12 protein-coding genes are annotated in these 12,480 nt (G+C 39.4%); all 12 read right to left on the bottom strand.

The genetic code is table 11. The features are described from left to right. The 12 genes from rsfS to argS are packed head-to-tail and all read right to left on the bottom strand — an operon-like array spanning position 1 to position 12,441. On the bottom strand, positions 1–363 hold the full coding sequence (gene rsfS, locus DLJ48_RS07180; RefSeq protein ID WP_128686796.1) for a ribosome silencing factor: 363 nt from the start codon (positions 361–363) through the stop codon (positions 1–3). Continuing rightward, entirely contained in the window at positions 364–933 is a 570-nt protein-coding gene (yqeK, locus tag DLJ48_RS07175) for a bis(5'-nucleosyl)-tetraphosphatase (symmetrical) YqeK (protein ID WP_128686795.1), read from the bottom strand. Then, a complete protein-coding gene (gene nadD, locus DLJ48_RS07170) occupies positions 933–1,586 on the bottom strand; it encodes a nicotinate-nucleotide adenylyltransferase (RefSeq protein ID WP_128686794.1) in 654 nt (217 codons plus the stop codon). Before nadD ends, yqeK begins: the two co-directional genes overlap by 1 nt. Next, the gene (locus DLJ48_RS07165; protein WP_128686793.1) at positions 1,570–1,890 is read right to left on the bottom strand and encodes a YhbY family RNA-binding protein; all 321 of its coding nucleotides are present in this window, start codon (positions 1,888–1,890) and stop codon (positions 1,570–1,572) included. Before DLJ48_RS07165 ends, nadD begins: the two co-directional genes overlap by 17 nt. A gap of 14 nt (positions 1,891–1,904) precedes the next feature. Continuing rightward, positions 1,905–3,062, bottom strand: coding sequence for a ribosome biogenesis GTPase YqeH (gene yqeH / locus DLJ48_RS07160; protein WP_128686792.1), 1,158 nt, complete (start codon positions 3,060–3,062; stop codon positions 1,905–1,907). Next, on the bottom strand, positions 3,049–3,570 hold the full coding sequence (locus DLJ48_RS07155; protein WP_128686791.1) for a YqeG family HAD IIIA-type phosphatase: 522 nt from the start codon (positions 3,568–3,570) through the stop codon (positions 3,049–3,051). The genes yqeH and DLJ48_RS07155 overlap by 14 nt, the downstream gene beginning before the upstream one ends. Positions 3,571–3,619: 49 nt before the next feature. After that, entirely contained in the window at positions 3,620–4,576 is a 957-nt protein-coding gene (locus tag DLJ48_RS07150) for a 3'-5' exoribonuclease YhaM family protein (protein WP_128686790.1), read from the bottom strand. Between the two features lies 1 nt (position 4,577). Further along, positions 4,578–7,034, bottom strand: coding sequence for an ATP-binding protein (locus DLJ48_RS07145; protein ID WP_128686789.1), 2,457 nt, complete (start codon positions 7,032–7,034; stop codon positions 4,578–4,580). Beyond that, positions 7,034–8,248 (bottom strand): metallophosphoesterase family protein, encoded by a 1,215-nt coding sequence (locus DLJ48_RS07140; RefSeq protein ID WP_128686788.1) that lies wholly within the window; start codon positions 8,246–8,248, stop codon positions 7,034–7,036. Before DLJ48_RS07140 ends, DLJ48_RS07145 begins: the two co-directional genes overlap by 1 nt. A 42-nt stretch (positions 8,249–8,290) precedes the next feature. Then, positions 8,291–8,635: a YlbF family regulator gene (locus DLJ48_RS07135; protein WP_128686787.1), complete on the bottom strand. Its 345-nt coding sequence runs from the start codon at positions 8,633–8,635 to the stop codon at positions 8,291–8,293. Between the two features lie 42 nt (positions 8,636–8,677). Next, complete coding sequence (locus DLJ48_RS07130) at positions 8,678–10,738, bottom strand: transglycosylase domain-containing protein (protein ID WP_128686786.1); 2,061 nt, start codon at positions 10,736–10,738, stop codon at positions 8,678–8,680. A gap of 2 nt (positions 10,739–10,740) precedes the next feature. Further along, positions 10,741–12,441: an arginine--tRNA ligase gene (gene argS, locus DLJ48_RS07125; RefSeq protein ID WP_128686785.1), complete on the bottom strand. Its 1,701-nt coding sequence runs from the start codon at positions 12,439–12,441 to the stop codon at positions 10,741–10,743. Between the last annotated feature and the right edge of the window lie 39 nt (positions 12,442–12,480).

Below are 12,480 nucleotides of genomic sequence, written 5' to 3'. Positions count from 1 at the left end.
TTACAATTCCACCGTGACCCACTTGGAAACATCAACCGTTTTCGCTTCATGCCATAAATGTTCAAGTTTGTAATAACTTCGCGATTCGGTTTTAAAAAGATGAACAACAACATCACCATAATCAAGCAATACCCAATCAGCCTCAGCTAATCCTTCAACTCGAAGCGGTGCAACGCCCTGGCGGTTTAATTCATCGATAATTTCATTGCCGATCGCCTGTACTTGGCGACCCGTATCAGCACTAGCAATTAAAAAATAGTCAGAAATAATCGATAATTCTTGAATATCCAAAGCAACCAGTTGTTCGGCCTTTTTGCTATCGGCTGCTTTGACAATTCTTTCTAATAGTTCTTTACTGTCCATTCATTTTCCTCCGACCCAGTGATTATATGCGTAAATTGTTTTAGGATAAATCGCGCGATGATTTCGAACCAGACGAGTTACAGAAAATTCAAGCTGCCAAGCAACACCAGCATCTAAAGATTGGTCAGTCACATCCCGGGCAACATCCGTATCGGAAAAATTCCGACCTAGTTCCAGAAAATCAGCCATAAAAACGATCTTGTCCAAAGTCGTCATATCAACATCAGCAGTCGTATGGCGACGCATCGCATTTAAAATTTCTTCATCATCAATTCCCAGTTCATCATGCGCGAATTCAGCACCTACAATGCCATGCCAAATTGATATGTCCCAATTTTTTAAATCCGGGTCCAAGCCTTTTTTATCGATCTCCGCTAGAAACTCAGCTGTTGAACGTTCTTTGGCATAATCGTGAATCAAACCAGCAACCTGCGCTTTATCTGGATCATAATGATTTAGCTCAGCCAAATGAACAGCGTATTCGCCGGTGCGAACGACGTGTTCGAAACGTTCACGCGACAAAGCCGATTTAACTTCTGGATACAAATGATCATATTTTGGATAAGACATTATAAAAACCTCCCTTGGTATAAACCATATTCAGCAATATATGCAGCAACGACATCGGGAATTAAATATCGCACCGATTGATGTGTCCTTAAATGAGAACGAATATCAGACGATGAAATACTCAACCAGTTGACATGGACCCAAATCGCATCAAAATCAGATGCGTGGGCAACTCCAGGCTCTTCTATCGCAACCAAATGAACTAATTTAGTTAAAGAAACAGCGTTATCCCAAGCTGCGACCTGGCGCACCAGGTGAGCACCTAGGATCAGATAATAATCGTTTTCCGGGTGCTCAGAAACGATCTTCTTTAATACGTGATAAGTCGACTGTTGACCACCATCATGAATCGGTGTTAATTCAATATCTAACTTAGAATTACCGCGAATTGCTAGACGAATCATCTCCGCCCGTTCTGAAGGTTCTACGGCATTTTCGTGGGTACCGCCGAAGGGAACAGCATCTGGCATAAAATAAATTTTATCCAAACCTAATTGATTGCAAACTTGTTCCGCTGCGATCAATTGGCCATTGTGAATCGGATTAAAAGTACCACCAAAAATACCGATTCGGTGTTTCTCTTTCCGACTGGCTAATACAGCTTTTGGCTCGACAAATGTTGTCAATGACGAAAAACTAGTTAGCAAGTTCATTTACCTCAATCGAAATTTTTTGATAATCGGGATTAGCCGTTGGTAAATATAAAAGCAGTGTGTGACCGATTTTCTGTACGACCGTAATTTGTGAATTCTTCTGAATAAAGTTTATGGCTGAATCCGTATCTGCACCGCTGCTCTGCTGCAGACTGACTTTGATTAATTCGTGAACTCTTAAGGCGTCTAGCACTTGTCCCAGCCAGATCTTAGTTAGGCCGTTTTTGCCGATACTAAAAATCGCTGGTAATTGATTGCCTTGAGCACGTAAATATCTTTTTTGTTTACCTGATAATATTTCCATTGTTCTTATTCTATCTAAATTTCTGCCTGCCGAACAGAAATTGCCAAACCTTTCTGGAAATGAAAGCAAATAACGACCGGATCATGGAAAGTAAACCAACCAAGTCCAGAAATTGCTAAATCTTGTCCAGCCGACAATTTGATTTCTTTTGATTGCATTTCCTCGTTGCCGGGTAAAACAACTGGCTGCATAATCTTGCCAGCCTGTGTCTTGAAAAAAACAGCTGCTTTTTCCGACTTAGTTCGATGAAGGTCTAATTTATTGTCAAAATAGGCCGTGAAAGAAATTTTTTGTTTGTTCAAAAAATCAATCCAGCCTAGGCCGCCAAGAAAAATTGATTGGCCAGAAATAAGCTGAAAAGTTCTCGCTTTTACTTCTTTATTCGGTAACAAATATTTAAAGTCTTTGGAATCAACAAAATGAGTCATTTGCGAAGCGTGAATAATACCAGGGGTGTCAATAATTTTGCTCGTCTCAGTCAAAGGGATTTCTATTTTGTCCAAAGTCGTTCCTGGAAAACGGGATGTCGTGATCACAGACCCATTACCAGATACTTGTTTGATGATTTGGTTAATCAAAGTTGATTTGCCAACGTTCGTCACGCCGACCACGAAAATTTCTGGATAGTCATCAACATAATCAGCAATTTCATCCAATAAAATTTGTCCAGCATCGCCCTTATCAGCTGATAAAATAACACTTTTGACAGCTTTAACACCCTGATCTTTTGCTTGTTTTCTCAACCAATTGGCCAGTTTATTTTTTTTGACTGATTTAGGAAGTACATCCAATTTATTTCCAATCAGGACAACAGGATTTTGACCAATAAAACGGGATAAACCATCAATCATTGAACCAGCAACATCAAACAGGTCAACTATGTAAAGTACTAGTGCTTTTTTTGTCGCAATCGAAGAAAGTATCTGCTGAAAGTGGGCCGAATCAAAAGCTACCGGCTCAATTTGATTATAATTCTTTAATTTGAAACAACGTTCACACAACAGTTCGATCGGATCATCAATTGAATTCAATGATGCCAAATAATTATGTAATTTACTTTGATTTAAATATCCAGGAACACCTGCTTTTTCGGATTGAAATTGTGCGCCGCAGCCAATACAAGTGATCCCCTCATTTAATAATTGTGCGACTTGATCATCATTTAGGGTCAACTAGATCATCCTCCCATTTTCCTTTATTATTTTTCGTAATCAGTTTAGCAAAAGTCCGGTTAATTCGTGTGGGCAGGCTATCCGTAACTGTTAATGGCCGAACTAAAACACTACGAATGCCAGCCAGGTTTGATGCAGCTACATCAGTCATAATTTGGTCACCGATCATGATGACCTCATCCTTAGACAAATCGAAATCCCGTAAAGTTTTCTTAATACCGCGTGGAAAAGGTTTAAATGCCCAAGATTCAAACGGAACCCCGAGTGCTTTAACTGCTCTTTTCACTCTCTTAGTTGAATTATTCGACACGACGATCAAATTAATTTTGGCATCTAATAATTTTTCATGCCAAACAAAAAAATCCTTATCGCCTTCTGGCCTGTTCCAAGCAACCAAGGTATTATCTAAATCTGCTAAAACAGTTGTGATTCCGCGATCCTTCAGTGCCTGTGCACTGATTCCCCAAACACGTTTGACACGATAAGTTGGTTTATAAATCCCTCTCATTGAGTTTTATTGTAGCAATACGCGAGTCAATTTGTCTGCAATCAAGACTTTAGTCGTGGTTTTGCGGTAAATCAGCGTTCGAACGATAGTAGGGCTGATTATCTGCACCAAAGATTTTTTCAGAAAAATGGCCCCTCTCAGTCTTATTTAAAGCAGCCGTGATCATCTGAATATGAGCATCGAGATCATCCAATTTGGACAGTACATACGCCTCAAGTTCTCGAGGAGGGATCGGCGAACCAAACTCAAGCTTATTATGGTGGCTAATGATAAGGTGCCTTAGCAGCAGCATATCTTCGGAATGCAAATCAAAACCTAATTCTTCAGCTGATTCAACAAGAATCTCATCGCCGATCACAATATGGCCTAATAGCTGTCCTTCATTTGTATATTCAGTGCCAACCGGTCCAGACAATTCAACTGTTTTGCCAATATCGTGCAGCAGAGCCCCAGACAACAGCAGAGAAAGATTGATCTGAGGGTACAGCTCTGCCACTTTGATCGCTAATTTCGCAATAGAAAGAGAATGAAAAGCCAAGCCGCCGCGATAAGCATGATGCAATTTTTCAGCCGCTGGATAATCATAATATTTATCAGCATATTTATTTAAAACATTGCGGACAATTCGATTCCAAGTAGGGTTTGTAATCTGAAACAAAAGATCGCTGACTTGTGATTGCAAGTCTTTTTTGGAAATCGGAGAACTAATCTCATAAAGTGACGGATCACCTGGTTCACTGTCATTAGCTAAGCGGATTTCCTGAATCTTCAATTGCGCCTTCGACTGATACTCATCTTGGAGAACGGTTAAATAAGCAACTCTGCCGGCAATATACTTTTCGACATCTTGATCACTTGCATCCCAAAGATTAGCTTGGATTTCTCCCGAACGATCAGTTAGGGTCAAACGAATATAAGGCGAACCCTTGCTGGTTGTCCTTTTTTCAGCAGCTTTAATTAAAAGATAAATGCTATATGTTTCGCCTTTTTTATGATCGCTAAGCATCTCAAGCTTCTCCTAAGTTAATGATATTCCTTTCAGAGAAATTTTGGTCCTGATTAGCCGTGAAATAAATAACTTGATAGTCAGTAGCCAAATGATTTAGCAGCTGGTCCATCACATTTTTGCGTTTAGCATCAAAATTAACAAAACTATCATCAATTAAAAACGGCAGTGGATTTTCACTAGCGACTGATTCAGCAAAAGCCAATCTTAGAGCAACATAAAGCTGTTCAGAACTGCCCTTTGAAAGTTCATAGCTGTAATAATGTTCACCCAGATCATCAACGACCGACAGCGAACGATCATCAAAAATAATTTGCCGATACTTATTAGCGGTTAATTGGGTAAAGTACTTCTCAGCCTTCGTCTTGATCATTGGCATACGTTCATAGCTGATCTGATAGAGACTCTCATTGATCCAACTGGCAGCCAGTTTATTAGCAAAATAATCAGTCAAACTGTTGTTGATCTCAGTCTCAAGATCGGATTTTTGCTGTAATTTATTCTGATAGTCTGTATCCGTACTATCATTTAGTAAGGCAGCATTGATAGTCAGCAGCAGCTGATTATGGTCTTCGATAGTTTGATTTATATCTTCCTTTTGAGATTGCAGTTGTTGTATTTTGCTGGAAATAGCAGCAATGCCGCCCAGCTGCTGAATTTGTGCTTCTTGAGCGGGGGTCAAAAGCTGCTTAATATTATCAAGTTTGTTTTCGCGCTGTTTACTAGCCATTTTTTCAGCTTGCAATGCCTGAAAATTTTTGTAATCCGCAACAGCTAAAAGATTGAAAATCTGTTGTTGATCAGCTTTTAACTGATTAAGATGATTCATCTGCTGCTGACGATTATTGTCTGACAATTTTCTTTGTTCCTGTGAAAGCACAGCTGATTGTCTTTCATCTTTTATTTCGTTCAAAAGCACTTGGATCTGATCAATAAAAGCATCGTGGGCTTGGTTCGAAGATGGCAAATATTTTTTTAAAGAACTTGCTAATTGCAGAATTGAATTTATTTTTGAAACATGAGATTGTTTTTGTTTTTCTAATTCATTGAATTGTTGAATTTTTTGTTCATATTCATATAAATCATTTTGTGAATCAAGGACCGTTGTCAGACTGATACCGGCTGGATATTGATATTTGTCTAAATTAGATGATCCTTTTCTTGGATGTTCGAAAAAGGCCAGTAGCAAACCCAAAATAAGCGCACCGGCGCCGCAAAACCAGAAAGGATATGGAAATTCTGGTGTTAAAAATCCTTTTGCAATACCCGCAATACCAGCCAAAGCCAAAATGACACCGATCACAAAAAAGGTCGTAATTGATCTGCGCGCATGGATATTCGCATTCTGCGGCAGCACTTTAGGGATCTGACCACCGAATTTATCTTTTAAGCTTTTATTGAGGTGATTCAAGCGGTCGGATAAATTTTTGACCTGGTTATCCGTTTGATCGAAAAGATTATTCTCGGCAATTAGGCTAGGAATTGACTTCTCCAACAGATCAAGCTGTGTTCGATTATTTTTGTAGATCGTCAGCAAAGGATTTTCGGCGATGACCGTTGATTTATCTTCGGCTTTTTCTAGGTAAACACCCTTGATCTGACTCTGCAGTTTTTCAACCCTTTGTTCTAAATCATCCGTTAAAACAGCAATCTGCTGTTTAGAAAATTGGCCATTTATGAGCGGCTGCAATAACTCTTTTTTTTGATTGAAAAGTCCTGCAAGCTCAACTAACTTAGTAAAAGACTGAATCCGACTGTCCAAATCATTTAGCTGATTTTTCAAGTCATTGATCTGTTTGAGTGCCTGTGTCCGCTGATCCATATTATGACGATAATGAGCTAATTCACTACCCATGACAGTTAATTCATGGGCAAGCTGTTCATGCTCAGCGATTAATTGGTTAATTGGCCGTTTGGCAGTTTTCGTCAGTCCAAACATATCGCTGGCATTTTTGTCTAAGTTTTTGCTTAAAGACTGCCAGTGATCAGCATCAACTGCCGAAAAACGCAATAAACGATCAGAAAGTTCTTTACCTGATAAACTACGGATTTCATTCAACTGTTCTTGATCAAATGAAAAAATATTTTCGAAACTATCTTGCGTAAACGGTGCTAATAATTGATTCAAAAAGACTTCCGGATTGGCAACCTGCTGCGCCTGCTCATCATTAATTGCTAATTCAGATTGAGTCCGGCCCGTACGCGAAATCGTCCAAAGATGACCATCTTTTTCTAGAACTAGGCTGCCGCCGTATTGTGAGCCATCATGCGGTTCATACAAATTATTGCTTTGTTTTTTGTTTTGAGCAAATCCAAAAAGAATGCCCGTAATAAACTGACGCAGAGTGGACTTGCCGGTCTCGTTTTGGCCATAGATCACTTGAAGATCGTTTTGCAAATCAAGGTCAAAATTTGAAAACTTGCCAAAACCCGTAATGTGGATTTTCTTAATTTCCATCAATTTATCCTTTCTGAAATCAATTCTTCCGCTTTTTTCATGATCTGTGCTTGCACATCTGAATTGGTAAAATGCTTGATGACGAATTGTTCGTTCGAACGGAAGTTTTTGCCCAGTGCCTGATTAAAAGTATCGCTTTTGAAAACTTCTTCTTTAGCTAACTGCCAATAGCGTTCATCCAACTGGCTAAAACTAGACTTTTTCTCATCCGTGATCAGATTAATTCTGATCAGCAATTGTTTAGCAGCAGCTGTTTTTGCGTTGATCAGATCCAAAAAACTGGCATCAGACAATTGTTCGCGGATTTTTTGCGAGATCGGCAGCGAAAACTTAATTTCTAATGTATTAAGTGTTAGCTTCTGACTGTTTCTCTGCTTTAAATAATCAATAATCAACTCGAAAATTTTAGATACTTCTGCTGAGTCTTCAATTGACAACGATAAGTGATCAAAAATAAAACTGCTGGTAGGAAGAAATTCTGCACTGAGACCCCGCTCTTGATTTTCATCGGAAATAAGATAAATACCCTTTTCACCCGTTTCAGTTAAATCAAGTCCTTGCGGATCCCCTGAGTAGACAATGGCGGGGTCCTTAGACAAAAGCTGGCGAACGTGAATATGGCCTAAAGCCCAATAATCATAATTCAAAGCCTGTAATTCAGGGACAGAAAAAGGCGCATAGCCATTCCCTTTCGTGTCGCCAAGATTGCCATGATACATGCCGATCTCATATTTTACCGACTGATCGCGATTCGGATAAAGTTTCACTAAACTTTCACGTGGATTGCGTACAGCAAAGCTAGTTCCAGTAATGGCAATACGTTTGCCATCCCAAGATTCATGATAAAAAACTTTAGCTTCGCCCTTAGGAAAAACATGAATGTTATCAGGCCACAATAAATCCTTTTCGGCATCAGATTGAAAATCATGATTGCCAAAAGAAATGAATGCCTCAATACCAGCATCTTTCAATTTTTGGAACTGCAAATTCAAAAAATTATAGAGATAAGCGCTTTGCTGGCTTGAATCAAAAAGATCTCCGGGAAACAAAATAAAATCAACATGTCGATCAATAGCAAGTTTAATAACATTAGCAAAGGCATCAAAAGTCGCTAAACTAATTTGTTTTTTAATTTCAACTGGTAAATTAATTTTACGGTCGATACCATTGATCGCGTTTCCCAAATGAATATCTGCTGCGTGAATAAATTTCATTTTTCCTCGATTGTGAAAGACCTGGCAAAACAGGTTTTTCTTTTACTTTTGTAAATACAGCTCGTTTAATGGCGCTGTAATGATCTCATTGACTTCGCTAAGCGTGCTATTTAAATTTTGTTCGATCACACTCAGCGCTTTGATCGGTTCCAACTGCTGCGCTTGTTTAGCGGTTGTCTGCCAACGCGAAATTTGATCTGGATTTGGCTCTTGTCCTTTGGATTGTAGTTCTTGAATCTCGCGTTGCGCTTTTTGAAATTCGCTAAAGGCCTCATTTGATGCCTGATCGGCTTTCACTTTTGCCAAAGCAGCCGTCAGTTGTTTATATTCGTCACTATCTTGTAGCTCGCGAGCCATTAGTTTTGCTTGATCAAATAATGTTGTCATGTTTTCTCCTATCTTTTTAATCTTATCAAAGGATCCATTGAATTACTGATTTAAATGGTCTTGAATAAATTTCGAAAAATTATCCCAACTATCAGAAATTTTTTGACCAGCTCCAGATAACTGCTGACCGATTTTTTGTCCACTTTGACCAATGCCTGTAAAAAATTGCTGCCATTTATGAAGCCAACTCGTTGCAGAAGCTGCAGAAGTGCTGCTGCTAAATGAGCTTTGAGCAGAATTAGCAATCAGCTGTTCTGCCTGAATTTTAAATAGCGGTCCAAGCGACTGGCTAATGTATGTTGGCAGTGTTTTCCCAGATGTTGAAACATCATAACCCTGCCAAGAAACAACAACTAAATCCGGAGTATAGGCAGCAGCCCACAAGTCTTTAGAGGCATAGAGAATACCAGGATTATCCACATCTTCTGTCGTGCCGGTCTTGCCAGCCACTTTATATCCATAAGGTGCCGCGGCGGCACCAGTACCATCCTCATAAACACCAAACATCATGTTCGTCATTTGTGTTGCAACTGTTTTGGAAATAACCTGTTTTTGAGATATATTTGGTCGACTAACGACCACATGTCCAGTTGCATCAACGATTTTTGTAATATAGTGGGCCGTCGACATCTTACCGCTGTTAGCAAAAGTAGTATAGGCTTGCGCCATTTCTTGCGGGGAAACACCGCTTTTCATACCACCCAAGGCTAACGAAAGATTTTCATCAGACTTTGTTACTGGCAAACCAAACTTTTTAGCATATTCATAACCGGTTTTAACGCCAATTTTGTTTAGCAGATAAACAGCTGGCACATTGTATGAATCTGTGATGGCCGTCGCCATACTAACACTAGTTGACTGAAAACCTAAAGCGTTGCTGGGACGATAATTTCCAGAGAAAGTGATTGGTGAATTTGGAAACATACTTGTCGAACTATACCCGCGGCTGAGCGCCGGTGCATAAACAACTAAGGGTTTTATTAAAGATCCCGGTGAACGTCTGGCTTGAATGGCACGATTGAATCCACGAAAAATATGTTTGCCACGACCGCCGATCACCGCTAATACACCACCCGTTTTAGCGTCCAAAGCGATTGAGGCAGACTGATCATTTTCAACTGGAAAAAGATAAGAATTATTGTAGTCATTTTGCAGATTTTTTTGGTCAGTCTGGTCAAGCGTTGTATATATTTGATAACCACGGTTCATGATTTCTGTTTCAGTCAAATGATATTTACTAATTGCTTCGTCAATAACCGAATCAAAAAACCAAGGATACTGATAATTCGTCGAGTGGCTTACGCTGGGATTTTTTGCAACGATTTTCGACTTTTCTAGACTCGTTGCATTAATCTGAGCCAGTTTTTTATTTGCGACCATATTCTGCAGAACAGTATCTCGCCGCGCGGTTGCATATTGTAAATACCTCGTCGGATCATATAAAGTTGGATTTGCGAGCATACCAGCGATCGAGGCTGCTTGCGAAACTGAAAGATTTTCAGCGGATACACCAAAATAGCCTTCAGCAGCGTCTTGAACACCATAAATATTGTGTCCAAAATAAGAAGAGTTCAAATACATTGAAAGAATTTGGTCTTTTGTATAGTGTTTTTCGATCTCAATCGCAAGATACAATTCTTTAAATTTTCTAGAAATGGTCTGTTCCTGGCCCAAATAAGCATTTTTAGCTAATTGTTCCGTAATTGTTGAGCCACCACCAGAAATATAGTTGCGGCCTGTTAATTTGTTTCTTAAAAAAAGCCAAATTGCACGTGCATATCCTTTAATTGAAAAACCATGTTCATGATAAAAATTACGATCTTCAGTCGACAAAACTGCATTTTTCAAATTTGCTGAAACCTTGGTCAAACTAACTTGATTGCCTTTTTGATCGGCCAATTCACCGGCTTGGGCACCATTTTTATCATAAATAACTGTCGGTTTGGCTAATTGCTCGGATAATTTACCCACATCAGCCATCTGAGCTTGTGCAATCAAATAAATCGATCCAACAAAAAAGACCGACAGGACAAACAAAACTACCCAGCGGACTAGTTGGAATCGTTGATTCAAAAGTTTCAGTTTTTGACTTTTTTTCTGCAAAATTACATTTGATCAGGTGCATGAACACCAAGCAAATTCAAACCATCCTCCAAAATTTTGCTTAGTGCAGTCACAAGATACAAGCGCGAATTCAAGCCACTATCGTCAACTAAAATTTTCGTATGAGCATAATAGGAATTAAAATCACGCGATAAAAGCAACAGATATTTAGCAACAACGCTCGGTTCACGAAGCTGCCAGGCGCGACGAACGATTCCCGGATAACTAGCCAGTTTCGAAACGATCATCCAAGCCTCATCATCCTCCAATATCAAACCAGTTTGTGAATCAACAGTTTGTTTGGATTTTCTTAAAATACTCATCGCACGGGCATGAGTATATTGAACGTAAGGACCTGTATCGCCTTCGAACTGGACGATCTCTTCAAGATTAAAATCAATTGCTAGGTGACGATCTTTTTGCAAGTCATTGAAAACAACTGCACCAGCGCCAACCTCTTCAGCTACTTGATCAGCATTTTTTAAATCGGGATTTTTTTCGGAAATTTGTTTAGCCGCTAACCGTTTTGCAGCGTCTAAAACATCTGCCAGTGCGACAACGTTGCCCTTCCTTGTAGACATTTTTTTGCCATTCATTGTAATCAGACCAAAACCGATATGCTCGATATCATCAGCCCAGTCATCTCCGGCTAGCCGCAAAATTGCCTTCATTTGATCAAAATGATCTTTTTGTTCGGCACCAACCACGTATAGTGATTTGGCAAACCGATAATGGTCATGTCGATAAATTGCCGAAGCTAAGTCACGCGTGATGTATTGCGTGGCACCATCAGAACGCTTGATCATAGCAATGGGATAATTTTCATCAGGCAACAATTTTGGTAAATCAATAATTTCTGCACCCTGGGACTTAGTTAGCAGCCCCTTATCAGCAAACATTTTAACGACTGGCGCCATTTTGTCATTATAAAATGCTTCCCCATCCATCGAATCGAAAGTAACGCCCAAACGATCGTAAACTTTTTGAAATTCTTTTAAGGAAACAGTTTTGAACCAATTCCACAGTTCAGTCGCCTGTTGATCACCATCTTCAAGTTTTTTGAACCAAGCACGCCCTTCGTCTTTCAAATCAGGGTTGCTTTCTGCTTCGTGATTGATTTTGACATAAAGTTTCACTAGTTCATTCACTGGATCAGCGTTGATTAAGTCATCATCACCCCAGTGTTTGTAGGCCGCGATCATTAAACCAAACTGTGTGCCCCAGTCACCCAAAAAATTAATTTTGATCGTGTGATAACCGTTAGCCTGCGCGATTTTTGAGATGGCTTCACCGATAACAGTTGAACGCAAGTGCCCCATGCTCATCGGCTTAGCGATATTTGGCGAAGATAAATCAATCACAACATTTTGATCAATACCATCTTGGTTCTGGCCAAAATGAGCCGTCGAAACAATATCTTTTAGCAGTTGATCTGCAAATTGGCTGCGCTGAATAAAAAAGTTCACATAAGGTCCGTTGGCTTCAATTTTCGCAAAATTCGAGTGATCAATTCCACTGACGATTTTGTTAGCAATAACTTGTGGTGCTTGATGAAAATGTTTCGCTAAAATAAAAGCCGGAAAAGCATAATCTCCTTTGCTGAGATCCTTAGGCTGCTCGATCACTTTTTCTAAATGTTGTTGTTCGAAAGTATCTTCGAAAACATGATTAATTTTTTTTGCAACAATCTGAGTAAAATCCATAAAGCTAATTATACAGAGCCTTTCTGATTAAAAAAACCG

Source organism: Oenococcus sicerae, from assembly GCF_004102045.2.
In the GTDB taxonomy this organism is placed as follows: Bacteria; Bacillota; Bacilli; order Lactobacillales; family Lactobacillaceae; genus Oenococcus; species Oenococcus sicerae.
Note: the sequence above shows the minus strand (reverse complement) of the source record. Positions and strands in the feature narration are given on the sequence as shown.

Coding starts and splice junctions, on each gene's coding strand:
- rsfS (WP_128686796.1), bottom strand. CDS start 363: ATGGACAGTAAAGAACTATTAGAAAGAATTGTCAAAGCAGCCGATAGC.
- DLJ48_RS07135 (WP_128686787.1), bottom strand. CDS start 8,635: ATGACAACATTATTTGATCAAGCAAAACTAATGGCTCGCGAGCTACAA.
- DLJ48_RS07140 (WP_128686788.1), bottom strand. CDS start 8,248: ATGAAATTTATTCACGCAGCAGATATTCATTTGGGAAACGCGATCAAT.
- DLJ48_RS07145 (WP_128686789.1), bottom strand. CDS start 7,034: ATGGAAATTAAGAAAATCCACATTACGGGTTTTGGCAAGTTTTCAAAT.
- DLJ48_RS07165 (WP_128686793.1), bottom strand. CDS start 1,890: ATGGAAATATTATCAGGTAAACAAAAAAGATATTTACGTGCTCAAGGC.
- yqeK (WP_128686795.1), bottom strand. CDS start 933: ATGTCTTATCCAAAATATGATCATTTGTATCCAGAAGTTAAATCGGCT.
- DLJ48_RS07150 (WP_128686790.1), bottom strand. CDS start 4,576: ATGCTTAGCGATCATAAAAAAGGCGAAACATATAGCATTTATCTTTTA.
- nadD (WP_128686794.1), bottom strand. CDS start 1,586: ATGAACTTGCTAACTAGTTTTTCGTCATTGACAACATTTGTCGAGCCA.
- argS (WP_128686785.1), bottom strand. CDS start 12,441: ATGGATTTTACTCAGATTGTTGCAAAAAAAATTAATCATGTTTTCGAA.
- DLJ48_RS07155 (WP_128686791.1), bottom strand. CDS start 3,570: ATGAGAGGGATTTATAAACCAACTTATCGTGTCAAACGTGTTTGGGGA.